The sequence below is a fragment of the Sphingobacterium sp. HJSM2_6 genome (assembly GCF_049316305.1).
GTDB lineage: Bacteria > Bacteroidota > Bacteroidia > Sphingobacteriales > Sphingobacteriaceae > Sphingobacterium.
The window spans coordinates 1-25,368 of record NZ_JBMOXB010000023.1; the positions used below are offsets into that span (position 1 = coordinate 1).

A 25,368-nucleotide genomic window follows, 5' to 3' on the forward strand; every position below is an offset into this window, starting at 1 on the left:
ATTAAATCTAACGTTTTTGATGAAAACACTCCTTAAGTTTTTAAAATATCGTGTCCACTTTTTGCTGACGATTTACACTTTTATTATCGCACTTTTTATTTCTGTTTGATTAGTGTTTTTTAGTCCCGTGCTAAAGCCATAGTCAAATTTTCTATTCCAAACTTCATTTTTTAGCATTAGTTTCAAATGGTCTGTCAAGTCAAAAATCAACTCGTGTGTTTTATGTTTCTCTTCCGTAAAATAACATGGTACTACCCATCTTGAAATTGTTGTCATTCATTATTTGTTGGTTCTGCTGTCTTCTAATATTAGTGTCAACAGTTGGTTATATGAAACTAATATACAAAAAGTTTCGCCAATCTATCTCTATACCTTTATTTCTTTAACTCAACATCATATAAGCTTTAAATCATTGTAAATTAGACATTCAGAATGTATCGAAAGATTTTATCACCAAACTATTTAACACTATTATCAAAACACATTGTGTAAAGCTTAACAACTTATTTAGCAATTAAGAGAATAGCATTGAATATTTAAAATTTCTTTGCAATAAGTTACTGCAATTAATCAGTCTTTAACCAATGTGTTATAATCAAAAAAACTCTGAAAAAAAATCGGATATCAAATTAAATATTATAATAAATGAAAAAAGGAAATTTGTCTTTAAACTATAAAGCGCAACAAGTATCTTTTGTGCTTTTATCAGTAAAGAGGAAGGGATTCGAACCTCTTTATTTCTTAAATATTATTAATCCTAAATAGATAATATAATGTTTTTGAATTAATGAATTTATAAAGAAAGAATTTGCAATTCTTAAAAAGTTTAAAATTTTATTAAATTTGTTCCTGATGTTCTTATATCTAATAAAAATACTGCCTTAACTGGTACCTTTATAAAAACACAATATTTAACACATTAAAAACAAACATATTAAATCTCAAAATATTATCCCAACGGGATCACAAAGAAAAGCAACTTCAAAAGAGTTGCTTTTTCTGTTTTATAAGGTTGGTATCAGAACTTGGGTTCGATTCACTGAAGGCTCAAGGTAAGCGTGCGGGAATAGTGTGGCTGAGCCAATCCCAGTGGGATCACAAAGAAAAGTACTTGAAACATATAAAATATTGTAAATCCAATGATTGCAAGCTTTTTATTTTACGCTAGACCGCGAAACATTTATACAATCACATATAAAACTGAATAATTTGTAGTTCTGTTTTACTCAGCAAATGATAGGTAACTATTCGTTATTCAAAAGGTTCGAAAACTGGAAGACTTAACGGCTTCAGACTGCAGGGCTAACCTTGTTAACCTTAATCTATTGATTATTGAAACTAATTTCAGCTTGCTCTTCTACATGAAGAAACAAATTTAGTACCGAGAGACTAATGCAGGTTCATCATGTGGTTTTATTTTGCTGCAATACGGGACTTGCTTATGCAGATGTACAGCAATTAAGGCTATCGGATGTTACGAAAGGAATTGACGATAACAGGAGAGTATATACCAATAGAAAGAAAACCTATATCGGTTCGCAATCCCTTTATTACTTTCCGCAATTGATATCTTAAATCTATATTGTGAAAATGCCTATTGCATTAACCATGACCGGAAAATACCTATTGCATACTATCAAAAAATGAATAAATATCTAAAAAATCTAAAATATTAGATTGAAGTGGCAATTGAGTATTACACAAAAACAGAGTAAAACGAATCAATAAAATTTCATTAATTTTATTAATAATCAAAGTAAATGGAAGTAAAAAACACGGAACTTTTTCTCCGAATTAACAAACTTATTAGATATTTGGTCTTTAAATAAAAGGGATTAACTTAAAAAGGATATTAAAATGCACGAAAAAAATATAGCTTTTTTTGAACAGGAGCAATTTAATAAAGTAATCGAATATAGATTTACGCCAGATCAAATCCTTAAGGAGTATGTCAAAGAGTATTTGATTGTAGAAGCCACAGATTCAGCCTGTTTAGAAACGCTACCAAGCAGCTCAGTATCACTTAACTATATTTTAAATGGTTCAATCACAATTAAACAAACGCAAGAGAGCAAAATGAGTTTGCCAAAGGCCTTTGCTTTTGGTATTGCTCGAACATCACTTCATTTTGAGTTTTCAAAATCCACCACCTTATTTGTGATCATTTTAAATCCCGGGGTGGCTTCCTCTATCATTAAAACACCTATAAATGATTTTTATGAAAAGTATATTTCATTTGATGATATTTTTAATTCAAACCAACTCGCTTATTTAAACGAAATATTCTCTAGCTACAGCGACTATGAAGTATTGATCAAAAGGATAGAGAAATTCTTGTTGCTAGAAATTCTTTATACTCATACAGATGACATCATAAAAGAGGCAATAATCGAAATCATTAACTCCCAAGGATCTGTTTCAATAAAAACAATAATAGATAAACTACCTGTCAGTCGAGACTCTTTTGAAAAAAAATTCAGAAAACAAGTTGGAACTTCTCCCAAGAAATTTTCAAATATTGTAAGGTTTAGAAATCTATTTGAAAATAAAGATAAAATAGGAACGCTAACTGAAATAGGGTTAAATGCTGGATATTACGATCAATCTCACTTTATAAAAGATGTTAAAGTTATTACTGGAAAAAAACCCTCGAGCATCTTAAAAACAATTGATTAGACAAAAATTAGCCCACCTCACATCCACCAATAACATCCTATACAAACAGCTTAATTTCCACGGCAAGGTTGCATATATAATTTATGAGGACCTAGCTAATAGGAGTTTAATATACCTTCCTTTCTATTTTTCTGAAAAATGATTTTTTACAATTTTACGATTTTGGAATTTTCTTACTTTGGATTGTTATCCAAAATGAGGTAATCAATCTATTAGGAAATTTTAATCAATCCTCGAAAGAATTAGATTGCTTAGGAGTGTATTTTAAAGTATTTAATAAAATATAGCTGCCTAGAATATAACAAGTAAACATAATTAAAATGAAAAAAACAGGCCAATTAATCGTCGGATTTTATGCAGGAATAATAACTGTTGCATTTTTAATGCTTTTTTATTCCTTTAAGACATTAGATACTAACTATGAGGAGATTACCGTTAAACGGATAAATATAATTGATGATAATGGGGTAAACAGAATGATTATTTCTAATCAAGAGCGCATGGAACCACCAATACTATTTGGAAAAAAATACAAACGAGCACTTAATCCCGCAGGAATTATATTCTATAATGAAAAAGGGGACGAATGTGGAGGAATAGCAATTTCTAAAAATCCTGAAACCAATACTTACGCCTTAGCATTTGATTACGACAATGCTGATGCTATTGGTTTATTGACCCAGCAAAATAGGAACACCAATGCGTATAAATCGGGTATAGTCATTAATGATAAAGATTTGTCGGGTAAAATTGGTGGTAATACAAATAGAATTAATTTGATGACTGAAAACGGGAACTCTAGTTTGGTAATTAATGGACCAGATGAAAAGCCTAGAATTATTCTATCAGTAGATAGTACAGGTAATCCAATGATAAAAATGATCAATAATGATGGTAAATTAATTAAGGAAATTGATTCATTTAAATAATCTATCGCGAGTATTATTGAATTATATAGTAGGAAATTCCATAGAAAGCTATCATTTTTTTATGGAAAAAATATTTGAAGTATGTTTATCTAGTACGATACGGTAGCCGTTCGAAAGGGGTATAGCAAGTTTTAGTATCGATAAAAGATGTACATGATCGTTTTGATAAAAATATTGAAGCATATTAAATAAGAAATTTATGAATCCAAATTTTGAAGCAGGAATTAACATTGCAATTAAAATACCTAAAAGTAAATATGAAAAAACGCTTGTATTCTACAGGGATATTCTAAAATTAGAAGTTGATGAGCAGCCTATTGAAAATCCTACGGTTTCTAGAACACATAAAGTAAAATTTGGAGCCAACATCATTTGGTTGGACTGTGTAGATAATTACACACATACGGAAACTTGGTTACAACTTACAGTTTCTAATATAGAGATAGCCACAAAGTATCTAGAATCACATGCAGTTGAAACGTGTGACGAAATTGAAGCACTTCCAAAAAATATGCATTGGATTCAGGATCCTGCAGGGACAGTATTCAACATGCAAGAAAGATAGTATACTAATCTTTTTTTTAGAACTTGGCGAATTTAATATCGGTTTAATAAAACGATTACATCGTCTTAGCGGCTTAAAATTGAATAAATAATAACTTCTAAACTTGGAACAGCTAGCTTATATCCATAAAGCTGACGATGCTAAAGTCAATAAATAAAAATTAATAATCATGGGAAACAGAATAGATATCGCACAACTTGAACCAAAGGCATTCGAAGCAATGCTTTCGCTAGAAAATTACCTGACCAATTCGAAGCTCGCTAAAACACATTCCCATCTCATTAAAATTCGTGCTTCACAAATCAATAGCTGTGCCTTTTGTATCAATATGCATAGCATAGAGGCGTTAAAAGATGGCGAAACCGCTCAACGGATTTTCTTGCTAAATGCTTGGAAAGAAACTGAATTATTTACTGATGAAGAAAAGGTAATATTAGCGATAACCGAGGAAATAACTTTAATAAGTCAAAAAGGATTAACCGATGAAACGTATAAAAATGCTGAGGTCTTTTTCGATGGTAATCAAATAGCACAAATCATAATGTCGGTGGTAACTATAAATGCCTGGAATAGGTTTGTAGTAAGTACTAAAAAAACAGTTAAATAACTCGAGTAATAAAATTGCCGTATTAGTATGTATGATTATGTCTTGTATTGGAATAGGGAAACATAGTTTATTGGACAGACAATCTAAAAAAAGGAATATAAAACAAGTTGGCCAAATGCACAAATTCATCAGCGGATAAATGCTAATCGTTCGACAGATACTATCTGGTATAGATGGGTTTTCCCGGATACCAATCAGCTCCGTTACCACCACAGGTAAACAGAACATATAGCATGATAATGATGTATAACAATGTAGCTATCCTCCATAAAATGGTCAAATTTCCGGAATCTTTATTGGATTTCTCATTCCTTTTACGCTTTAGCTGCTTCCGATTCTTAGATAAAATATTAGACATACGATGCGAAATCAAGTAAACCTTTTTTATTGCCTCCTTTTTTACAAACTTGCTTTTATGGTTTAGCTAGTAATTCAGCAGCTGCAATATTGCTAATGGTTGCCTTAAGCTGCTTTGATGCTCCAACACGCGCATCTTGAGCATTTGAAATACGAGCATCAATATCTGGATTTGGTGATTAATTGACAATTGTTTCAACTTTACTATTAAACTCCTGTTGCTCTAAGTATCAAACAGCTTTTGCACGAGAGGATCACGATAAGATTTTTCTTATCCTATGACAAGTTAGATCGGTAATAATCTGCGTAACATTGTCTAACAAGATGAGCAACAAACATAAAGATAATGAAAAGAAATAAAATAATATTTTGGATAGCAACAATCCTATTAGTGTTAATAGAAGGGTTGATGCCATTGACTGCACTGTTATTTTCCCCAGAAAATTTTAATGCAGGCACAAAGCCCTTAGGATATCCAGATTATTTTGCATATGCATTAATAATGTGCAAGGTATTAGGATCAGTTGCTTTAATCATTCCGAAATTAAACCCAAAACTCATAGAATGGGCGTATGCAGGATTAACATTCAATTTAATCTTTGCGTCCTTCAGTCACCTCGTTGTGGACAAAAACATTGGGTACATTTTATTTCCATTAATAGTAGGCGCCATACTTGCCATTTCTTATACTTATCGTCAAAAACTAAAAAAACATGGCCAAGACCAATTATAAAAATATTGATGAATATCATCATACAGTACATGACGAAATACGAAACAAATTAGAAAGTATACGGGAGATTGTACATCAAGTTGCACCCCAAGTCGAAGAAGTCATCAGTTATCAGATACCAGCATTTAAAATAGGGAATAAGTACCTTATATACTATAGTGCCTACCCAAAACACATTAGTTTATCCAGCCCTTGGACCGAAACTTTCCTAAAAAAGTTTGAAAAAGAACTGAAGCTATTCAAAGTTTCCAAATCGGCCATTCAGTTTCCAAACGATCAAAATCTACCATTAGCATTCATTCAAGCCCTCATTTCATTCAGGAAAAAAGAAGTTGATCAAACCTAAGTTATACCAAGAAAACTATAAATCATGAACAACCAACACGGACACTGCAGTATTTTCAAGCGTACTTAGCAATCGCTTTTGTTTTTAAGAAGAATATACTTCATTTTTTAGCGATTAAAGGCCTAAAAGCAGTACGCTATGCAGCAAGAGAACGTCATATAGCTATTCAATCGCCATCGATCAACTATTAACTAGCAACAAATCGGGTTGAGGTCTTTTTTAATAACTCCGTGAATCTTCCATGCGCATAAAAGGGATGAATAGATTGAATAACAAGGTATATATTTCTGCTTTTTAACCATGCATTTATTTAACCATATTTCACTTTTCGTCATAATATGATTATCTATTTTTAATTAAATAATACATTATGACCAAGTTATGTGGTTTTATTTCTTTGTTAATAATTAGCATACTATTTACACTTCCATCCTCCGCCCAAGGGCCTTTCCATATTCAAGTAAAAATAGATACCGCACAAAACTTTAATGGAAAATATGTCTATTTCAGTTTTGTGGATTATTCTAATAAAAATGATTTAAAAGAAGATTCAGTTTTAATAAATAATAATCATTTTGAATACCATGGAAATTTAAAAACACCAGGCATTCTGACTAATATTTACATGAAAGAAAAGGATGTTGATGGCCTATTCCAATTTTTACTCCTGCCTGGAGTCAATAAATTTTATACACACAAACCCCTTTTTAGTGAAGTCACTGGAAAAGCAATTCGCGGTTTTACCAATATGGAAATCCTCGAAAATAAAGATGCATTAATTTATAACCGGTATAATTCGATTTATAAAGTACTATTGCCTGAATATATTTGGGCTTTAAATAATAAAAAAGAGATGAATCAAGTTTTTCCGACTTTAAATAAAGAATTTTTACCCCTAAGAATTGCATTTGCAAGGTTAAATCCTCAGTCTTATACATCGCTTTATGTACAGAAGTATTTTTTATTTAATGAGTTAGAAGATAAGCCTGATTTAATCAAGGAATTATACGATGGTCTTTCAGACGCTATTAAACAGTTAGCTGAAGGACAAGAATTAGCCCAAAAAATTCATTCATTATTCGAATTGAAGCAAGGTGCACCAGTAAGGGATTTTACAATCAAGGATATCGATGGGAAAATAGTCAAGTTATCTGATTTTAAAGGAAAAAAAGTCTTACTTGAATTCTGGGCATCTTGGTGCGTGCCTTGCATAAAGAATATTCCCAAATTGAAAAAGTTTGCGGATAATAACCCTCAGGTACATATATTGGCAATTTCTTTAGATGATAATAAGGAGGATTGGAAAAAGGCTATCCATACTCATAATTTTTCCTTTGTCACTCATGTATCCGAATTGAAAGGTACCGGATCGGATATTTCCTCTTTGCATTTTAATGTCAAATCCATTCCGAGGGCTATCTTAATTGATGAAGATGGTAAATTGGAAGAGCTAGATTATAAAATCAAGTAAGAATAATAGTCGTATAAGACTTTAATTTTATGATGCTAAATAAGAATTTCCATTATCTACTAATTTTTAGACCTTAGCTTGAATTACCTATAAGCACAGTCCTTCGATAAATATAGGAGAATATTATTTTTTGCTTAGGTAGATTCAAACTTCTGCTGTTGGTTTAGGTATTGATTAATCTTAAACCGTTCAGTTCCATTTTATTACTTACACATTTGCATTACTCATTAAAAAGGCTTATTCATAGTCTAAAAACATACATTCACTCATTTTAAAATTTACTTTATACGGAGAGACCTACTTTAGGTATCATTTGTAAGTGGAAATTAAAATTATTGATTATGAAAACACAACTAATTACAGGTTTAATTCTGGTATTATTAGGCTTATTTTCCTGTAAAAAAGGAGATACTGGGGCACAGGGAGCTCAAGGAGAACAGGGAATTCCAGGAGCTCAAGGAATACAAGGTATAAAAGGTATAGATGGTAGTACAATTTTAAGTGGTACAGTCGTTCCGCTGGCATCCTTAGGTAAATTAGGTGATTTTTACTTTCGTACCTCCACGGCAGATATGTATGGCCCAAAGACAGCAGCAGGATGGGGAACACCTAAAAGAATAAAGGGTGAAAATGGTGTCAATGGAACGAATGGCGTGAATGGAAAGGATGGGTCACAGTTTTTATCTGGAAACGGATTTCCAGCGGTAAGCCTTGGAAAAGTAGGTGATTTTTATTTTAATACCGGGCAAATGGTCCTTTATGGTCCCAAAATTTCAACAGGATGGGGTGTCGGTACAAATTTACGAGCAGATGCTAAAGTATTTTATTCTGGTTGGAAAAATGCAGTTCGACTTAAAGATAGTATTATTGATGGCACGACGATGAGAATAGGGCATATTTATGCCCCTTCTTTAACGGCCTCAATAATAAATAATTCCGCTATTCTGATGTATTTGGATTTTGGAGGTGGCAATTTTGCCTTACCTTATACGAGTAGAGCGAGTGGTAGAATGAGTACCATTACGTTTAAATTGAAAACGAATGAAATTGTTGTCTATCGTTTTGTTTATGATGGTGGCGCTTTAATTAATCTTGGTGGATCGATTAATTTTCGCTACGTCATAATCCCTGGGAATACGTATTTGGGCATGAAAAAAAGAAATATTGATATTAAAGATCCTTTGGCAGTAGAAGAATACCTTGAAGAGCATCAGCAAGAATAGTTCGCAATATTATCATACGAAGAGCGTGTCTTAAATAGCATCGCTCTTCGTATTTATTTCCAAATAGCTGAGTTTATCGCAATTTGAAGCAGCTGTTTGATGATAGGGCATCAATAAATAAAACCTATTTATTACCCCAGCAAATAGGTTCGATAAGTTTGGTAAACAACCAAAGATTTAAGTTTAGTCGGTATATCGGAATTTTTAATGGCTTAACTAAATACCTAAAGCTTGTTCTTTTTTATTCAATTGGCAACTAATTTATAATCAGTTTTTTAGCTGTAAAAGTTGAGTAATTTGTTCAATAGCCAAATCAGATTGTTTTTTTTATAGCAGATAGACGGAAACCATTGCTAATCCAGCTAATTTTGAGGTCTTTTAGGCAATTGATATGACGGATAGATTGCACGCTTGAAAGTGATGCCTGTCCGGTATTTTCCATTTATAATGTATTATTTTTTCAATTTTTTAGCTAGGGAATAGGCTATTTTTTTTTGAAATTCCATTTCAATTAATAGTTGCTCCAATCTGATTTTAATTTACTACAGCATTGGATCTTAGTCGCATCTCCTTCGAAGATTATACGGATCTAAACTGGGTGGAAGCGAATCAAATCCGATGTAAGACGGACAGTGTTTCAAATCTATGGATAGGCTGTAGGGTAAAAACGATCTTAATATACCATGTTGAACCAGGCAGCATGCAAATGTTGCAAATCCTAATGTATACTTCTGAAAACAGGTCATGTGGTAAATACCATAGGCTAGTCAATTGCATTCGCGTTGATTACCAAAGGATATGATAAAAAAAGAAATGAAATAAAGCTTTGTATTTATTAAAAAAATATGATATATTAGTGATATCATTTTAATATCATTTTAAACTTATTGTTATGGAAAAAATTGTTAAACCAACCTCAGGATATGCTGCTTTAGTAGTTGTCTTATTAACCATCATTTGTTTTATTTTTAGCTTTATTCAAATAGTTGCCCAAAAGGAATTATTTTATGGCTTAATGATGTTTATTTCATTTGTCGTTTTTGTGATTATAATAAAAGGGTTGATTATTGTAAACCCAAACCATTCGAGAGTATTGAACTTATTTGGTAATTACAAAGGGACGATTAAAGCGAATGGATTATTTTTTATTAATCCATTTTATACAGCATTACGCATCAGCTTACGTTCAGAAAATCTACAAAGTCAAACATTGAAAGTAAATGATAAAATGGGAAATCCTATTGAAATAGGTGCTGTCATCGTATGGAAAGTAGGAGATACATTTAAAGCAGCTTATGATGTGCAAAGTTATACAGACTATGTTCGAGTACAAAGTGAGGCAGCAATACGTCATTTGGCGGTTAGTTTTGCATACGATAGTTTGGAAGATGAGCTTGCCGAATTGACATTAAGAGATGGGGGAGATGAGGTGAATCGGATATTGGAAACGGAACTTTCCGATCGATTTGAAAAGGCAGGTATTATTGTGGAAGAAGCTAGGATAGCGCATTTAGCCTATGCACCTGAAATTGCAGGAGCCATGTTGCAAAGACAGCAAGCATCGGCGATTGTTTCTGCTCGATCTAAAATTGTGGAAGGCGCTGTTGGTATGGTGGATATGGCCTTGAAAAAATTGTCTGAAGAAAATATTGTGGAGTTGGATGATGAAAAGAAAGCGGCAATGGTGAGTAATTTGATGGTGGTGTTATGTGGTGAAAAAGCCGCTCAGCCTATTGTGAACGCTGGAACCTTATATAATTAATTTTTCTTTAACATTTCCTCTTAAGGAATTTCAAAATCTGTATATGAAAAAGAGTTTTGTGATAAGGATAGATGATGAAACGTATAAACTTTTGGAAAAATGGGCACAAGATGAATTTCGAAGTGTAAATGGTCAGATGGAATATTTGATTCATGCAGCCTTGCAAAAGTCCGGAAGGATGAAATCTAAAAAAAAATCTCCTACTATAGAAGACAAAAAGGAGTAAGTTTATCCAACTTACTCCTTCTTTATAGGAAATGCCGTTATGGCGTATTAATCTCTGCGGATATATTCTTGATCTTCTTCTGATAACGTTTTACCAGTATTTAAGATTCCTTCTTCCCCTGGTGCTATAGGATTACTTACTGCATATTCTTTTGGATGTTTTGATTTTCTTCTAAAAACCAATCCACCAACGACTACCCCTAGTAAAAAAAAGGTACCTAAAATAAAGAGTTTTGACGTTCTTATTTCGGTGAATAACCAAAAGCTGGCCTCTTCTTTATTATTAAATAATATCAAAAGTAACACCGCAAGTAAGACCGCTATAATGATAGTTTTTGGTTTCATAAGATTATGTTTTAAAACAAATTTATTAAAATTCGGTTATTATTTATAAATATAATGCAATCCTGTAGTTGGAGATTACGTAGTGTTGGGATGGATATTAAAAATCATTATTTTAGAATAAATCGTTGAATCGTAGAAAATAATTAAGGAAAATTTATCGTTATATAATAAAGAAAGTCATAAATCCTAAGTAAAACATATTGAATAAGCTATTAATCGGAAATACGCCTTTAACAAAAAGTGACTATTTATCTAGAAAATACGGATGTCAAATTTTTATAAAGGAAGAGTATTATAATCCTGGCGAGTCTTCTAAATATCGAGTTGCTTGGTATATGATACAAGATGCCATAAAAAAAGGCTATATCCATCCTGGAGGCACTTTTGTGGAAGCTAGCAGTGGAAACACGGGAATCAGTCTAGCCTTGTTGGCGAAGGAAAAAGGATTTAAAACAGTGATATTTGTGACGGAGAGTTGTTCTCAAGAAAAGCTCGATATACTCGAGGAATATGGTGCAAAAATACAGTTGTGTTCGAATGGGAATGGCTTACATGATTTTAATTCTACGCAATATTTAGCACAATCCTATGCAGCAAATCATCCAAATTGTTATTTTACAAATCAATATTACAATTCGGCCAATATAAAAGCTCATTACCAAACAACAGGGCCTGAAATATGGACTCAATCTTTAGGTCGGATTACTCATTTTATTGCCGGTGTCGGAACTGGCGGATCAATTTCTGGGGTGGGTCGTTACATGAAAGAAAAAAATCCGCAAGTACAAATTTGGGGGATAGAACCTACGGGATCTATTTATGATTTATTTTTAAAGTATAAATCTATTCCCGAATCGGAAATAAAATTTGACGCTATTGAAGGTATAGGAAGAACATTTATCCCAGGTTCGTTTGATCGGAATGCGGTGGATGCTATTTTTCAAATCAGTCAATCGGAATGTAAACAAATGGCTTGGGAATACCAGGATGTTGCCAATGAATTGTTAGGTTATTCCAGCGCGGCCGTTTTAGCTGCGATGGACAAATACGTTCATAAAATGAAGTTCAGCTCACAGGATTTAGTGGTATTGTATTTCCCAGACTATGGCGATCGATATATGCATAAATTATATAATGTGAAGGAAATAACGGAAATTAGAGCTATAAATTAAGATGATGGACTTATTTCACGATATCGCTATTCCTATTGCTTGGCCAGATCAAACGGCTCGAGGGGATGAAGCATGGATGTCTTTTTTTAAACGCATTGGAATAGTCAAAAATTTAAATTTTAAGGTAGGCCATGCCGCTATTGTGCTGATCGAAAGATCGACAGGTCATATGCGCTATTATGATTTTGGCAGGTACCTCTCGCCACGGGGATATGGTCGTGCTAGGTCGGTAGATTTTGATCCTCGATTGATGTTGACAACGCTTGCTCGTTGGGACAATAATGGGGAATTAGCGAATCTAGAGGATTTACTTTTGGAGCTTTATTCGCTGGAAGAGGCTACTCATGGTGCTGGAAGGCTTTTAGGTACGATAAGTAAGGACCTATCCTATAAGATGGCTGCTGCATATGCCGATGAATTGGTAAAAATGGGGGTGGTAAAATACGGTGCCCTTGCTGCAAAAAATAACAGCTGTTCTCGATTTGTGGCTCAAGTACTCTGCAAAGGAATGCGGGCTTCAGATGCAAGAATAAAAAAAATATTATATCCGGAATGTTTGAAGGCAAGCCCTACCAGTAATGTCGTGAATGCTGCTGATAATGGACAGGTTTTTTGTTTTGTGCATAAGCACTTGGAACAGTGGACTTTAAATCGATGGTCTTCTTTACGATTTCAGATTGGTTTACTTAAACCTAATTTTTTCAGCAAGTATGCGAATGAATTGCCTAAAGATGAACATCTGGGTTTTTTGAATGAGCCAACGCGACCTGCTTCCTTGCCGGAAAAGGCACATTGGATTGGTGGTTTAGGCGAAGGTTGTTGGTTTCATCTATTACCTGAACGGGAACATTATGTTATTCAACGTTTTCACCATACTGGAAAATTGGAGTATAGCGTGAATGCTATGCCTGATACAGTGTTTAGCATGTATCATCCATTTCAGTTTACCTTTGATTTAGAGTATGATAGCCATCAGCTTGTTCAGGCTGGTAAGGCTATTTCATTTCAAACTGTACAAGCTTCTGAACCTATAAAAATGACTATATAATTGAAAATAAATACATGGAAATTAAACTTTTAAAAGCAAAAATACATACCGTAAAAGTCACTGAAGCGAATGTGGCTTACAATGGCTCCATTACCATAGACGCTGATTTGTTAGATGCTGCTGGTATTGTGAAATATGAACAAGTATATATTAATAATGCGGTAAATGGCAGTCGAATTATGACGTATGTACTTCCGGGTGAACGTGGTAGTGGCGAAGTTTGTATGAATGGGGGGGCAGCATTACACGCTAAAGTCGGGGATACGGTGCATATTCTATCGTTTATCAATCTGAGCGTAGAGGAAGCAGAAAATTACCAACCTACCCTGGTATTTACAGAAGGAAATAATGCGATTAAATCGGTTGAAAAATATAATTATTAATCAAGTTTCTTGATTTGTAGATACAGCTATCCAATTCAGGGTAGCTGTTTTTTTATAAATTTAATCTTTTTTGAGTAATTCCTTAATATTATCAACAAATCACTTTTAAACCTATTTTTTAATTCTTATTTTAGATTCCAATATGGTAAAGAAAATAATTTTTATACTTACTGCAATTGTTTGCGTAATTTCATTGACTTCGTGTTTTGATTTTGTGGAAGAAATTGATTTTAAGAGTAATGGATCAGGAAAAATCAAAGGAACGATGAATTTGAGTAAAAGTAAAACGAAATTAGCTTCTTTGATGAAATTGGATAAAATCGACGGATTTAAAATACCGAAAGAAGCGGAAATTCGTCAAGAAATGGCAGACGTGGTGCGAATACTGAAACAAACAAAAGGGATAAGCAATGTTAACCATCAATTAGATTTTCAAAATTTTATTGCTTTTATTTCTTGTGACTTCGAAAATGCCCAGGCTTTGAATGCGTTTAATAATGCTTTGTCCGTTCATTTTAAAACCAAATTAAGCAATTATTCAAATTATGCTTACGATCGGAAGAATAAGGTTTTTAAACGCGATTTTAAACTCGCTACGGATGCGAAAACTGAATTTGCAAAGCTCAGTGCAGAGCATCAAAAATCATTTGATCAGGCATTTTTTACTAGTATTTATCGCTTCGATACCAACATAAAATCAAAATCAAATACAAATTCAAAAATTGCCTCAAATCAGAAAGCCATCATGCTGAAAACTAATTTGCCTTCTTTAATAAATTCGAAGACTACTTTAGGCAATCAAATTCAATTAAACTAATATAACCACTCAATTTCAAATTAATCAATCATAAAAATGATCAAAAAAATAGTACTCTTTTCACTTTGTTATATCATACATATTAATCTTTCTGCTCAAGATTTAAGTCATAAAATCCCTAATGATGCTCAAATTCTAATTACGCTAAATGGTGAAGCATTTTATAAACAAGTGAATTCGGAAGATTTTAATAAATTTTTGAAAAAGACCAGTTTGTTTGATGCCTTGCTGCAAAAAGATCTGACGATTCAAAACGATGAACTGGAAAGTATGGGGATAGATATCCATGCTAAAGCATATATTCATGGATTAATAACCGATAGTGTTCAATTTTATGGAGCGCTTCTGCCGATAAAAGATAAATCTCAGTTTGAAGGTTTTCTTCCGGAATCGAAAAAAATTGTTCAGGTTAACGGCTTGAATACCATCTACAGTGCAGATGGAAAAACGCGGATATCTTGGGATAACGAAACACTATATGTGCTTTCTGGTGTCCCGATGATCACTTATTTTAATAAACCAGAAGTACAATCTAAATATGGTTTATTAGCTCAAACCAATGATTATTCGGATACCATCATGGATACTGACGAGGTTATCCTTGAAGATTTAGATAGTTCGGAATGGGATTTAGACTCCATTGAAGTTGATAGCTTCGCTGTAGAACTGGATGAGATAGATACGGCCTATGCTGAAGAGTATGATGTGATTCCGGAAGCTGATATTACAGATGAGGATTATACTTATGTAGATTCTGTATTGGAACAAGAGGAATATGAAGATGATTATTACTTACAATATCGTCAGGTAGAAAATCATAATGACTCGATAAAAAATATCTTAATCAACGCTTGGATGAATGAGCGTATGAATCAAATTATTGCAGGCTCTCTCGTTAAAAGATCTTCTAAGGATTTTAAAAAATTGAAGGATAATGAAATACTGAGTCTAAGTATTAAAGATTTAAATGCCTTTAACACGTTTTATGATCAAAGTATTTATAGCTTTCAAGGTTTTAAACCGAAATTAAATTACGGTTATGATGAAATCTTAATGAGTGTATTGGTGGATGGTAATCGCTTAAGCATGAAAACGCATGCCAAGATGGAAAAGGGACTGGCAAAGAAATATCGCGAAATATATAAAAACAAAGCTAATCCTAAATTCAATCAATATTTATCGGAAGATATTTTAGGTTTCTTTTCGTTGAATATCAATACGGAAAATTACATCAAACATTTACCGGCTATTGTAAAGTATATTTATGGCTATGACGAAAAGGAACAAATCGGTAATATGATCGACCTAGGTAGTACCTTGTTTGATGTACTCTTGGATGAAAAGGCTATCGCGAAAGTGTTTAAAGGGGATAATTTGTTTGTTTTGAACGGAATTGTGAATAAGGAAGTGAGCTATACAGATTATGAATATGACGATGATTTCAATGCTACGGAAATACAAAAAACCAGAATAGAGAAAATCCCTCAATTTTTATTTATGTTTTCTTCTGAAGATACCCGGATTTTTGAAAAAGTGATTCAATTAGGGATAAATCATGGTGAAGTTACAAATGATGGGGGTATTTATGAGGTTAAGAATGATAATGCAGCTATTAGTCCATTTATTTTAATGCACGATGGTATTGTATTTCTTGGAAATGATAAAGCGCAGCTTCAAGCGATTCAATCAAATAAAGTGTTGAATAGAGCACATAAACCTTTTGTAGATTTTGCTAAAAAATCACAGTTCTCTTTATTATTTAATACGAAGAAACTTCCATCTACACTTCAGGAATTAGGTGTTCCTATTCAAAAGTCTTTAGAATCTTCCGTTTCTGATTTGGAGAAATATGGAAACTTCACAATGAAAAGTTATGTGGGTAAAGGGGATCTTTTCAACTTCGATATGGAGATGGAATTTCCAAACGATAAATCGAATGCTTTAATGTTTATTATCGATAGCATCGATACCTTGATGAATAATGTAAAATAAAGGATGAAGTTTTTAAAATACTTCATTTATACAGGTATAGGACTAATGCTTTTAATCAGCATTAGTCTTTTACTTGTTAGATGGACTCGATTAAATCAAGCTGAAAATTTGCGTATACCGCAAAATGCGCAATCGCTTATTCAAATAGAAACGGATAAACTAATATTCGATTTTATTAAGGAAGAAATCATTCAATTTCCGAAAGGAAAGGAAAAAGATTCGGTAGATAAGGAACAAACTAAACCTTGGCAAATTGGTGTAAGTATTCCTGCAAAACTGAATTTATTTGCCTTAAATGACGAGCCTCTGCAATATTATGGGAAATTCAAAATTTCTGATTTTGAGGATTTTGAGCAATGGCTTCAAAAATCTAATCTTCCTTTAACTCAAGTAGCTTCGGAATCTGATTCTACAACCTATTTTACTTATGATTCAAAGCGATTTGCTCTGTTAAGTAATAAGCAGCAGGTTGTGCTGGCTTGGGGTAATCTTACGGAGCATTACAGGGTGCGTATGGAAGAATTACTAAGGGATGATGAATCTACATGGGACTTAGCGGAAACACGTCTCAGTGCTTCGCTTAAAGCTACGAATAACCATGTTCGTTATGTAGATAGGCAAGGGAATTGGTTTGGCTTGCGTTTTGGTTCTGGAGATATCCATATGCAGGGTGAAATTGCCTCCGAAAGCTTTCTTTTTCCTAAACAATTTGTCATGCTTGAGGATACTGATCGTACGAATGAGTTGGCTCGATTGGAAGTGAATACTGATTTACCTCGTTTATTGAATCATAGTGAATCGTATTTGGAAAAACTGGCTATCCCAGTAGATAGTATCAAACCGTATTTAGGTAATTACATGGGTTTTGAATGGAAGAAAGGGGAGGTGTCGCAATGGGAAACCATCATAAACTATGAATACGATGATAATTTTGAGCAAATTGAAAAGAAGGAACTCCACGAATTAAAAGTTCCGAATATGGCTATTCGAATGAAAGCCTCACCTCATCTGTTGAATTTGCTGCCTAATAAGTTATTTTACCAATTGAATACTGCCGTCTATGCGGACTTCGTGAAATTAAGTACGGAAAAACCAACTAATGCTTCGGTGGAAAAATTAGTTGCTTCTCCTTATGTGTTTTTATTAAGAGCTAATTTATCGAATATTCATATTGCTGGCATGTCGTGGTTACCGGCTAAGTCTGGTATGGAGAGCATAGAACTTTTAGGGAAACCATTGTCCGCTACTAAGATTTCTTTGGACGGCTCTGTGATTTTTAAAAATAAAAATCAAAACTCATTTTATCAAATACTTGATAACCAATCGCTTTAATTTAATAGATGCGTTTTTTAACTGTTTCTGTTGAGTCTAATCACGAAATTGGTCTAAAATTTGTTTAAACAAGTTTAGAAAACAATTTTGCTGAAATGAAAAGAATATACGGTTTATTGGTTATAGGGTTTGTGCTATTCTCACTTAGTTCTTGTTATGTCAATGGGCATCGTCATGGACATACGCCTCCAGGTCAAGCAAAGAAGAAATATGCTGGTAAATCTGCGAAACGCTATGCACCAGGTCAACAAAAGAAAAAAGGAAAGTCTAGTAAAGGCCATAAACCTTATAAAAGACACGATGTGATGTGGCCAGGTTTTTAATTGTTTTAAAAACGTTTGGCTCATCTTTATACACGGACTACAATCGGTTTAATAATTTGAGATTTATTATAAAAGCTATCAATTCAATTTGATAGCTTTTTTTAGGTGAATAGCAGACCTGAACATCTTGATTCGTCCGAAGTTTTGAATTTAATAAAGCATAATTGCTAGCAAGAATTCCAATCTTTAATGCATAAAAAAAGCCTTCAAACATTTGTTTGAAGGCTTTTTTTATGCATTGAAAGGATACTTATTCAGCAACCACTTCGAAAGGTACTTGAACTTTCACTTCTTTGTGAAGGTTTAAGTTTGCCACGAACTCACCTAATGTTTTAGGTTCAGTTTCGAATGTGATACGACGGCGATCTACATCAAATCCTTGTGCTTTTAAAGCTTCAGCGATTTGGATGCTATTCACTTTACCGAAAATTTTACCAGATTCACCAGCTTTAGCTCCGATAGATAATTTTACCGCTTCTAATTTAGCTGCTAATTCAGTAGCATCTTTTTTAATTTTGTCTTGTTTAAACTGAGCTTGTTTAATGTTCTCAGCTAATACTTTTTTCGCAGATGATGTTGCCATTACTGCAAATCCTTGTGGAATAAGGTAGTTACGGCCATAACCTGGCTTTACCACTACGATATCGTCTTTCTCTCCAAGGTGTTTAACATCTTGTCTTAATATAACTTCCATTATCGTATCTCCTTATTTTAATGAATCAGTTACATAAGGTAGTAATCCAATGATACGCGCACGTTTCACGGCTTGAGCTACTTTACGTTGAAATTTCAATGATGTACCAGTTAAACGACGAGGTAAAATTTTACCTTGGTCATTCACAAACTTCAAAAGGAAGTTAGCGTCTTTATAGTCGATATATTTAATACCGTTCTTTTTAAAACGACAATACTTCTTACGGTTGTCCTCTACTTTAGGGGCAGTTACGTATTGGATGTTTTCGTTTGCCATTAGTTTGCTACCTCCTCAGTTTTAGTTTCCGCCTTTTTGTTGAATGCACCGCTACGTTTTTTCTCACTATAAGCAACAGCGTGCTTATCTAATGAGATTGTTAAGAAACGCATCACACGCTCATCACGTTTGTATTCAACCTCTAATTTTTTGATTAATTCACCTGGAGCCTTGAATTCAGTTAAGTGATAAAATCCAGTGGTTTTTTTCTGGATTGGATACGCTAATTTTTTCAAACCCCAATTATCTTCAGCGATAATTTCGGCTCCGCCTTCTACTAAGATGTCTTTGAATTTAGCAATTGCTTCTTTCGCAGCATCTTCTGAAAGCAACGGGGTAAGAATGATTACAGATTCGTACTGTTGCATTGTTTAAATAATTTTGTTAATTAATAATGTCCATACTTATATTAATGGACGCGCAAAGATAGTTAATAAATTAGTATTATACAAGCATTCCTTTGTAATAAAACCTCTTTTTTCGTCATGTGACAAGACGCCTTATTCTGTAGTTAAAACCTTACAATTCTTTTTAATATTTATTTTCGGTTGGGTTAAATTTATCGTTTTTTACAATATTTGCACCGGGATATAAACAATAAACAATTGAGCATATTTTATCGATTACCATTTTGGGCAAAGATTACCTTTTCTGTATTATTAGGAATTATGCTAGGCTGTATTTTTGGTGAGTTAATCTACCTTTCTGTTTTATATATATAATATTTAGAAAGCATTGTATAGATATACAAACTTAAAATAGGGAAGAAGCAGCTGAATCGTATTTGGTTTGAATGATGTTCAGTCAAGGTGTTGATGGAAATACCTATTATGAAAACAATACTAGAGGCGTAAATTCTCTTATAAATAATAAGTCCGATCAATTTATTGATCGGACTTATTATTTATAGCTTAAAGCTAAAGAATAAATTATACTAATTTAGATAAGGCTTCTTTAATTCTTCTTAGGGCTTCTGTTAGATTTTCATCTGAAGCTGCATAAGATAAACGAATGTAATTATCATTTCCAAAAGAGTCTCCACCAACCGTAGCTACGTGACCAAAATTCAATAAGTATAAGGCTAAATCTGATGAATTTGCAATTACTTGACCATTAGGGTCCTTTTTACCGAAGAATGAGTTGATTTGAGGAAAGAAATAAAATGCGCCATCAGGTAAATTGGTTTTTACACCAGGAATAGCATTTAATAGATCATAAACCAATTGACGACGACGAACAAATGCCTCTTTCATCTTCAATACACTTTCTAATCCTTGCTCATAAGCAACGATACCAGCACGTTGTGCAATGGAACACGTACCTGAAGTAGTTTGCCCCTGCAATTTATCATTTGCAGCAGCTATTTCTTTATTTGATGCGATGTAACCTAATCTCCAACCGGTCATAGCGAAAGCTTTTGAAAAACCGTTGATGATGATTACGCGATCTTTAATACTATCAAACTGAGCGATCGATTCATGTTGATCAACAAAATTAATATGCTCATAAATCTCATCAGAGATAATATAAATATTTGGATGCTTTTCAAACACAGCCACTAATGCGGCCAATTCTGCTTTAGAATACACTGAACCCGTAGGATTACAAGGAGAAGAGAACATGAATACCTTAGATTTATCGGTAATTGCTGCTTCTAATTGTGCAGGAGTGATTTTAAAATCAGAATCTATTTCTGTATCAATGAAAACCGATTTACCTTCTGCTAAAGTCACCATTTCTGAGTATGACACCCAATAAGGAGTAGGGATAATCACTTCATCACCCGGATTAACTAAAGTAAGAATCACATTAGACAATGACTGTTTAGCACCAGTAGATACTACAATTTGCGAAATATCATAATCTAAGTTGTTTTCATTTTTCAACTTATTAACGATTGCCTGTCTCAAATCAGGATAACCTGGTACAGGAGAATAACGGGTAAAGTTCTCATCCAATGCTTTCTTCGCTGCTTCTTTCACATGCTCAGGTGTATTGAAATCGGGCTCCCCAACACTCAAACTTATAACATTGATGCCTTTAGACGCTAGTTCACGACCTAATTTAGTCATCTTTAAAGTGGCTGATTCGGATAGGTTATTTATTCTATCGGATAAAAAAGATTTTGTACTCATGATATTGCAAATATATTATATACAATTCATTAATGGTGATAAAAATATAATATTTTACATGAATTAATAAACAATTCGAAATAGTTCCAAAAAAATATCTCTCATCAAAATTTATCCTAATTTTGCGTGACCATTTGGAGGATTATATGAAGTTTAAATTTGACGCTTTCATCTTCTTTTTATTCGTAATGATTGCGTTTGCTTTCTTTTATCCAGATTTAATAACATGGGGTAATGGTCAATTGCTACATCAACTCAGCAGCATTGGAGTCATGTTAATCTTCTTTTTTTACGGGATCAAATTAAGTTACCAGCAAATTAAAGAAGGTTTAAAAAACTGGAAATTGCATATCGCTATTCAGTGCTTTACGTTTATACTCTTTCCTCTACTCTTATTGCTTCTCAAGCCAATGGCACAAACCATGTTGCAAGAGCAATTTTGGCTATCCTTTTTCTTTTTAGCAGTATTACCATCCACTGTTTCCTCTTCCGTCGTGATGGTATCCATAGCCCGCGGCAATATCCCTGCGGCCATATTTAATGCAAGCATTTCCGGACTTATAGGTGTAATCATCACGCCATTTATGATGCAAGTATTCCTTGACTTTGAACAAGAACATGTTATTACGACTGTTTACGCAGGATTATTTAAAGAAATAATCATTCCAGTACTATTGGGATTATTGGTACAACCATACCTGGGGAAATTCGCTAATCGCTATAGTAAAACATTAACACTATTTGATAAATCAGTCATTTTATTAATAGTTTATATCAGTTTCGCTGAATCCTTTGCCAGTGGGGTATTTCAATCTGTTGGCACGCAGTATATTATATGGGTGTTTATTGGCGTTGTTATTTTATTTAGTTTGATATACTTCATCATTTGGATATTGACGAAGTATGTTTTTAAGTTTAATAGAGCAGATCAAATCACTGCATTATTTTGTGGGTCTAAAAAATCTTTAACACATGGAAGTGTTTTTGGTAAATTTATATTTTATAATAACCCACATACTGGTTTGTATTTTTTGCCTTTAATGATTTTTCATGCCTTTCAGATATTGGTTATCACCTGGATTGCGCAGCGATATGCAAGTAAAACAGATTAAATAATATAAAAAGACTTACCGTTCCTAGCAATACGGTAAACGTTAAAAATTGAAGAATATGACAAAGCCAATGCGTTTAATATTATTGTCCTTGATCACAGGTATCGTGCTCATGTTCATTAAATTCGTCGCTTATTTCATCACAGGTTCAAGTGCTATATTTTCCGATGCCGCCGAAAGTATTGTCAATATAGTTGCTTCAGGATTTGCTTATTACAGTATCTATTTAGCGGCGCAACCTAAAGATCAAAATCATCCATACGGCCACGGTAAAGTAGAATTTTTCTCCGTCTTTATCGAAGGTGCCTTGATATTTATTGCTGGAAGTATCATCCTCATCAAAGCTTCTTACAACATATTCTTTCCTCAAGAAGTAGCTAACATAGAAGAGGGTATCTTGTTGATATTCATCACTTCATTAATCAATGTTGCTGTTGGATTTTACCTAATGAAGAGAGGTAAGTCCCTACGATCTTTAACCATTGAGGCTGATGGAAAGCATTTGCAAGTCGATGCAATAAGTTCATTTGGATTAATAGGAGGATTATTCTTAATGAAGATCACCAAGCTCCCTTGGATAGATTTAGTGCTTTCCATAGTTTTAGGATTATTTATTCTGTATAACGGCTACAAGCTATTACGTAAGTCTATATCCGGACTGATGGATGAATCTGATCAAGAAGTGGTGGAAGAAGTAGTGAAAATATTAGGAACACAAAGACAGGTGGATTGGATAGATGTGCATAATTTACGGATACAACGCTACGGACAAGAATTACATATTGATTGTCACTTAACCTTACCTAGTTATTATCCCTTAACCAAGGTTCATGATCGGATATCCGAATTCGATAAGGTATTGAATCAAAACTTAGACTCTAAATCCGAGTTTTTTATACATGCAGACCCATGTATGCCCGAATGTTGTCATTATTGCCAAGTTTCTGATTGCGCTATTCGTACAGAACCTTATCGCAAACATATAGAATGGACGACAGAAAATGTAACTCGTAATATGAAACATTTTAGAAGTAGCAATTAGACGGAATAAATGCTCTAAAATAGTTGATGCTGCCTAGTTACCTTGATGTTTCTAAAGGTTATTTCGATACTTTTGACGGCGAATGTTGCCCCGTCAGTTCGTTGTTATATCCATTCAGAATTTTGAATAAAGTTCAAAATACTAGATATCCTTACTTTAAAAATGCTTATCTTCAAATAAAGTTCATTTCATGAAGCAGACTATCCTTTTTCTAGCTATAATCACCTCTTTTCAATTAAGTTTAGCTCAAGATGCCAAAAGTGTTGTAAATAAACTATTAAACCAATGGCATACCGCTGCAAGCCAAGCCGATTTCAACAGCTATTTTAATTTTATGGATCATGATTTCATATTCATAGGTACCGATGCCACCGAGCGATGGAATAAATCGGAATTTATGCATTATGCAAAACCACATTTTGATCAAGGAAAAGCTTGGAGCTTTACCGCATTAGAAAGAAATATTAATTTTTCTGCAGATGGAAAAACCGCATGGATAGATGAATTGTTATCTACACAGATGAAACTGTGCCGAGGATCAGGAGTGTTGGAACAGAAAGAAGGAAAGTGGCTCATCAAACAGTATGTATTATCGATGACGGTTCCGAATGATCAGGCTGCTGAAGTCATTAAATTAAAGTCAGCAATGGAGGATCCAATCATAAATCGTTTAAAAATTAAACAATAAGTTATGCAAGTAAAACATGAAGAAACAGGAAATAAAGGCGGATTTTACGCCATGGAGGAAGGTAAGAAGATAGGCGAAATGACCTATAGTATGGCTGGTCCAGAAAAAATGATTATCGATCATACCGAAGTTAATCCATCAGAAAAAGGAAAGGGTATTGGCCATATATTATTATATAAAGCAGTAGAATTTGCTCGATTAAATCAATTGAAAATTCTTCCATTATGCCCTTTCGCAAAAGCTTCCTTTGACCGTGATGTGAATATCCGCGATGTCCTTTTTTAATCGCTGTTAGTTCGCAGATTAAGTTTATGAAGATTATTATCATAGGTGCCACAGGCGCTACAGGAAGAGAATTGGTTTTACAACTTTTAGCCAATAAGCAAATAGAGCAGGTAACAGCTTTGGTCAGAAAACCCTTTTTTCCTCCCGATTATAAGTTAAAAGAAATTGTGATTGATTTCGATCATTTAACTGAATACAGTCACTTGATCCAAGGCGATGTGGCAATTTCTACTTTAGGGACTACCCTTAAAGATGCAGGAAGCAAAGAAGCCCAATGGAGGGTCGATTTTGAATATAACCTGCAATTTGCTCGATTAGCCAAAGCAAATCAGGTCTATAGTTTTGTACTATTATCCGCAAGTCAAGCATCCCCGAAGTCAAAGTTGTTTTACAGCAAAATGAAAGGTGAATTGGAGGAGGCTATCAAATTATTGCAATTTCCAAAATTAATGATTCTACAACCTGGCCCTATTATACGACCAAATTCAAATCGAAAAGCAGAAAATATCAGTATTAAGCTCATTAAAGCCTTTAATAAATTAGGACTTTTAACAAGTTATACTCCCATACATAGCATGGATTTGGCAAGAGTAATTCTTTATGTGCTATTGGAGGATCAAGATGAGTCTGTAAGCATTTATGATGAAAAATCAATTTTAGCAAAAATTTAAATAGACTTTGACATCAACAAAGCCTAAAAATAATTGAAAACCGCCAACGATTTTTCATTAAAGGTCATTATTTTACCTTTTGTAGCGTTTTAGGTTTCATTTTATTATCTTTAGGCAATTTTAAAAAAACAGGAGTAAAGCCTCTATGTTTTTATAATT

The 25,368-nt window shown here is 33.5% G+C and carries 28 protein-coding genes; 23 read left to right on the top strand and 5 right to left on the bottom strand.

Annotation, left to right across the window (positions count from 1 at the left end):
• Nucleotides 1-1,392: 1,392 nt before the first annotated feature.
• From ACFRAE_RS16570 to ACFRAE_RS16620, 11 genes are all read left to right on the top strand, one after another.
• Nucleotides 1,393-1,575 carry a hypothetical protein gene (locus ACFRAE_RS16570; RefSeq protein WP_422798290.1) on the top strand — a complete coding sequence of 61 codons (183 nt, stop codon included), beginning with the start codon at nt 1,393-1,395 and terminating at the stop codon, nt 1,573-1,575.
• A 282-nt stretch (nt 1,576-1,857) separates the two neighbouring features.
• Nucleotides 1,858-2,676: a DUF6597 domain-containing transcriptional factor gene (locus tag ACFRAE_RS16575; protein ID WP_422798291.1), complete on the top strand. Its 819-nt coding sequence runs from the start codon at nt 1,858-1,860 to the stop codon at nt 2,674-2,676.
• Nucleotides 2,677-2,996: 320 nt separating this feature from the next.
• Nucleotides 2,997-3,605, top strand: a complete 609-nt coding sequence (locus ACFRAE_RS16580) for a hypothetical protein (protein ID WP_422798292.1) — start codon at nt 2,997-2,999, stop codon at nt 3,603-3,605.
• Between the two features lie 199 nt (nt 3,606-3,804).
• Entirely contained in the window at nt 3,805-4,170 is a 366-nt protein-coding gene (locus tag ACFRAE_RS16585; RefSeq protein ID WP_422798293.1) for a VOC family protein, read from the top strand.
• Between the two features lie 169 nt (nt 4,171-4,339).
• A complete protein-coding gene (locus ACFRAE_RS16590; RefSeq protein WP_422798294.1) occupies nt 4,340-4,777 on the top strand; it encodes a carboxymuconolactone decarboxylase family protein in 438 nt (145 codons plus the stop codon).
• Nucleotides 4,778-5,480: 703 nt separating this feature from the next.
• On the top strand, nt 5,481-5,867 hold the full coding sequence (locus ACFRAE_RS16595) for a DoxX family protein (RefSeq protein WP_422798295.1): 387 nt from the start codon (nt 5,481-5,483) through the stop codon (nt 5,865-5,867).
• The gene (locus ACFRAE_RS16600; RefSeq protein ID WP_422798296.1) at nt 5,848-6,213 is read left to right on the top strand and encodes an iron chaperone; all 366 of its coding nucleotides are present in this window, start codon (nt 5,848-5,850) and stop codon (nt 6,211-6,213) included. Before ACFRAE_RS16595 ends, ACFRAE_RS16600 begins: the two co-directional genes overlap by 20 nt.
• Before the next feature lie 370 nt (nt 6,214-6,583).
• Nucleotides 6,584-7,684, top strand: a complete 1,101-nt coding sequence (locus tag ACFRAE_RS16605; protein WP_422798297.1) for a redoxin family protein — start codon at nt 6,584-6,586, stop codon at nt 7,682-7,684.
• A gap of 341 nt (nt 7,685-8,025) precedes the next feature.
• On the top strand, nt 8,026-8,907 hold the full coding sequence (locus ACFRAE_RS16610; RefSeq protein ID WP_422798298.1) for a hypothetical protein: 882 nt from the start codon (nt 8,026-8,028) through the stop codon (nt 8,905-8,907).
• A gap of 892 nt (nt 8,908-9,799) precedes the next feature.
• Entirely contained in the window at nt 9,800-10,669 is an 870-nt protein-coding gene (locus ACFRAE_RS16615) for an SPFH domain-containing protein (RefSeq protein WP_422798299.1), read from the top strand.
• Nucleotides 10,670-10,712: 43 nt separating this feature from the next.
• On the top strand, nt 10,713-10,895 hold the full coding sequence (locus tag ACFRAE_RS16620; RefSeq protein ID WP_422798300.1) for an Arc family DNA binding domain-containing protein: 183 nt from the start codon (nt 10,713-10,715) through the stop codon (nt 10,893-10,895).
• A 47-nt stretch (nt 10,896-10,942) separates the two neighbouring features.
• Here the strand turns inward: ACFRAE_RS16620 and ACFRAE_RS16625 are convergent, their stop codons facing one another.
• A complete protein-coding gene (locus tag ACFRAE_RS16625; protein WP_422798301.1) occupies nt 10,943-11,239 on the bottom strand; it encodes a hypothetical protein in 297 nt (98 codons plus the stop codon).
• Nucleotides 11,240-11,439: 200 nt separating this feature from the next.
• On the opposite strand from ACFRAE_RS16625, the gene ACFRAE_RS16630 reads away from it, so the two are divergent.
• The 7 genes from ACFRAE_RS16630 to ACFRAE_RS16660 all read left to right on the top strand — a co-directional run bounded on the left by ACFRAE_RS16630 (nt 11,440) and on the right by ACFRAE_RS16660 (nt 18,306).
• A complete protein-coding gene (locus ACFRAE_RS16630) occupies nt 11,440-12,411 on the top strand; it encodes a PLP-dependent cysteine synthase family protein (RefSeq protein ID WP_422798302.1) in 972 nt (323 codons plus the stop codon).
• Nucleotide 12,412: 1 nt separating this feature from the next.
• On the top strand, nt 12,413-13,459 hold the full coding sequence (locus ACFRAE_RS16635; RefSeq protein ID WP_422798303.1) for a DUF6695 family protein: 1,047 nt from the start codon (nt 12,413-12,415) through the stop codon (nt 13,457-13,459).
• A 14-nt stretch (nt 13,460-13,473) separates the two neighbouring features.
• Nucleotides 13,474-13,842 (top strand): aspartate 1-decarboxylase, encoded by a 369-nt coding sequence (gene panD / locus ACFRAE_RS16640; RefSeq protein WP_422798304.1) that lies wholly within the window; start codon nt 13,474-13,476, stop codon nt 13,840-13,842.
• Between the two features lie 142 nt (nt 13,843-13,984).
• Nucleotides 13,985-14,659 (top strand): hypothetical protein, encoded by a 675-nt coding sequence (locus ACFRAE_RS16645; RefSeq protein WP_422798305.1) that lies wholly within the window; start codon nt 13,985-13,987, stop codon nt 14,657-14,659.
• A gap of 36 nt (nt 14,660-14,695) precedes the next feature.
• Nucleotides 14,696-16,651 carry a hypothetical protein gene (locus ACFRAE_RS16650; protein ID WP_422798306.1) on the top strand — a complete coding sequence of 652 codons (1,956 nt, stop codon included), beginning with the start codon at nt 14,696-14,698 and terminating at the stop codon, nt 16,649-16,651.
• Between the two features lie 3 nt (nt 16,652-16,654).
• The gene (locus ACFRAE_RS16655) at nt 16,655-17,983 is read left to right on the top strand and encodes a hypothetical protein (RefSeq protein WP_422798307.1); all 1,329 of its coding nucleotides are present in this window, start codon (nt 16,655-16,657) and stop codon (nt 17,981-17,983) included.
• A 95-nt stretch (nt 17,984-18,078) separates the two neighbouring features.
• Nucleotides 18,079-18,306: a quinol oxidase subunit 4 gene (locus tag ACFRAE_RS16660; protein WP_422798308.1), complete on the top strand. Its 228-nt coding sequence runs from the start codon at nt 18,079-18,081 to the stop codon at nt 18,304-18,306.
• A gap of 250 nt (nt 18,307-18,556) precedes the next feature.
• Here the strand turns inward: ACFRAE_RS16660 and rplI are convergent, their stop codons facing one another.
• From rplI to ACFRAE_RS16680, 4 genes are all read right to left on the bottom strand, one after another.
• Entirely contained in the window at nt 18,557-19,000 is a 444-nt protein-coding gene (gene rplI / locus ACFRAE_RS16665; RefSeq protein ID WP_422798309.1) for a 50S ribosomal protein L9, read from the bottom strand.
• A gap of 12 nt (nt 19,001-19,012) precedes the next feature.
• Nucleotides 19,013-19,276: a 30S ribosomal protein S18 gene (gene rpsR / locus ACFRAE_RS16670; RefSeq protein WP_103906215.1), complete on the bottom strand. Its 264-nt coding sequence runs from the start codon at nt 19,274-19,276 to the stop codon at nt 19,013-19,015.
• Nucleotides 19,276-19,644, bottom strand: coding sequence for a 30S ribosomal protein S6 (gene rpsF, locus ACFRAE_RS16675; RefSeq protein WP_422798310.1), 369 nt, complete (start codon nt 19,642-19,644; stop codon nt 19,276-19,278). Before rpsF ends, rpsR begins: the two co-directional genes overlap by 1 nt.
• Before the next feature lie 561 nt (nt 19,645-20,205).
• Nucleotides 20,206-21,411, bottom strand: coding sequence for a pyridoxal phosphate-dependent aminotransferase (locus ACFRAE_RS16680; protein WP_422798311.1), 1,206 nt, complete (start codon nt 21,409-21,411; stop codon nt 20,206-20,208).
• Between the two features lie 146 nt (nt 21,412-21,557).
• Between ACFRAE_RS16680 and ACFRAE_RS16685 the strand changes: the two genes are divergently transcribed.
• From ACFRAE_RS16685 to ACFRAE_RS16705, 5 genes are all read left to right on the top strand, one after another.
• A complete protein-coding gene (locus tag ACFRAE_RS16685; protein WP_422798312.1) occupies nt 21,558-22,523 on the top strand; it encodes a bile acid:sodium symporter family protein in 966 nt (321 codons plus the stop codon).
• A gap of 58 nt (nt 22,524-22,581) precedes the next feature.
• Nucleotides 22,582-23,565, top strand: a complete 984-nt coding sequence (locus ACFRAE_RS16690; protein ID WP_422798313.1) for a cation diffusion facilitator family transporter — start codon at nt 22,582-22,584, stop codon at nt 23,563-23,565.
• A 190-nt stretch (nt 23,566-23,755) separates the two neighbouring features.
• Nucleotides 23,756-24,253: a nuclear transport factor 2 family protein gene (locus ACFRAE_RS16695; protein WP_422798314.1), complete on the top strand. Its 498-nt coding sequence runs from the start codon at nt 23,756-23,758 to the stop codon at nt 24,251-24,253.
• 3 nt (nt 24,254-24,256) lie between these two features.
• Nucleotides 24,257-24,538: a GNAT family N-acetyltransferase gene (locus ACFRAE_RS16700; protein WP_422798315.1), complete on the top strand. Its 282-nt coding sequence runs from the start codon at nt 24,257-24,259 to the stop codon at nt 24,536-24,538.
• Between the two features lie 26 nt (nt 24,539-24,564).
• A complete protein-coding gene (locus tag ACFRAE_RS16705; RefSeq protein ID WP_422798316.1) occupies nt 24,565-25,209 on the top strand; it encodes an NAD(P)H-binding protein in 645 nt (214 codons plus the stop codon).
• Nucleotides 25,210-25,368: the final 159 nt, after the last annotated feature.